General features: G+C 43.7%; 2 protein-coding genes and 1 pseudogene. All 3 read right to left on the reverse strand.

The annotated features are described in order from the left end of the window. The coding region (locus tag DCM90_RS09800) for an ATP-binding cassette domain-containing protein (RefSeq protein WP_133244347.1) at window positions 1–239 on the reverse strand (239 nt) is incomplete at its 3' end. Beyond that, window positions 236–1,192 carry an iron chelate uptake ABC transporter family permease subunit gene (locus tag DCM90_RS09805; protein ID WP_001193665.1) on the reverse strand — a complete coding sequence of 319 codons (957 nt, stop codon included), beginning with the start codon at window positions 1,190–1,192 and terminating at the stop codon, window positions 236–238. The genes DCM90_RS09800 and DCM90_RS09805, both read right to left, overlap by 4 nt. Then, window positions 1,182–1,293, reverse strand: a pseudogene (locus DCM90_RS09810) (ABC transporter permease); the annotation flags it as partial. The gene DCM90_RS09805 and the pseudogene DCM90_RS09810, both read right to left, overlap by 11 nt.

The raw sequence follows: 1,293 nt of genomic DNA on the forward strand, positions 1-1,293 counted from the left end.
TTTAGGATGGTTAGTTCTTGGGCCAGTTCTTGCGAATTCCAGCTCTCGATTTCACGTCCTTTGATACTGAGAACTCCCTGATCTTTCTTGGTTAGCCTGCTCATGATGGAGAGGAGAGTCGATTTTCCAGCACCATTTGGACCAATAAAGGCTGTCAGTTTTTGAGGACTGACTTCAAGCGAAATGCCTTGCAAAATATCCTGTTTTTGAATGGATTTGTCAATGTTTTCCAGTTTCACTGACGAGACCTCCTATATAGTAAGATAAAGAATAAGAAGCCACCCACACTCTCAATGATCATACTGATACGAATTTCCAGTGCAAAGACTCGTTCAATCAAGGCTTGCCCCAAGGTTAAGCTAATAAATCCAACCAGAATGGCCACTATAAAGAGTAACTTGTGCTGATAGTCTTTGACAATCAGGTAGGTGAGGTTGGCCAGTATAAAGCCGAAGAAGGCCATAGGTCCTACCAAGGCAGTGGCCGTTGAGGTCAAAAGCACGATTCCCCAGAGGAGCTCTTTCTGTTCTTTTTCAACATCGAGTCCCAATATCTGAGCCGTTTCTCTTTGCAGGTGCAAGACATCTAGAACGACTGCTTTTCGAAAGAAAAAGATTGTCAAAGCGAGGATGATCAGAGAACCGATGGCTAGGATGGAAGTGTTGAGATGTTGAAAGGAGGCAAAAAGACTATTTTGCAGTTTATCGTATTCGTTTGGATCCATTAGGACTTGAAGGAAGGTGCTGATATTTCGAAAGAGACTTCTGAGCGCTAGACAGATCAGCAGGATGAAGACCAGGTCTTGCTTCATCAGTGTCTTCAAGTAACCTTGTAAGGCGAGAAAGAAGAGGGACTGGACAAGAAGTAAGACTAGGAATTCTAAGATAGGGGATTTGCCAAGTTGAAGAAACTTGCTTTCAAAAACCAGTAGTAGGGTTTGTAGTAGGACGTAGAAGGATTCAATTCCCAAAATACTAGGCGTCAGGAAGCGATTTTCCGTCAGGGTTTGAAAACTAATGGTCGAAATCCCAGTCGCGATGGCTACCAAGAGATAAACGATGATCTTTTGGGAACGCAACTTCCAAGCAAAGGCTGACAAGTGAGTGATGGGCCAAAAGTAGAGAAGACAAGCTCCGATGGCAAGAATAATGAGAATCCAGAAGAGCTTGGTATGTTTGCTTTTAGTCTGCATCTTTTCGTCCCCCTCTCCAGAGAAGTAGGATAAAGACGAGACTACCGATGATTCCTAGCAAGAGACTGACAGACAACTCATAGGGCCTAATCAGAACTCGG

It is taken from the genome of Levilactobacillus bambusae, assembly GCF_003124125.1.
Classification (GTDB): domain Bacteria; phylum Bacillota; class Bacilli; order Lactobacillales; family Lactobacillaceae; genus Levilactobacillus; species Levilactobacillus bambusae.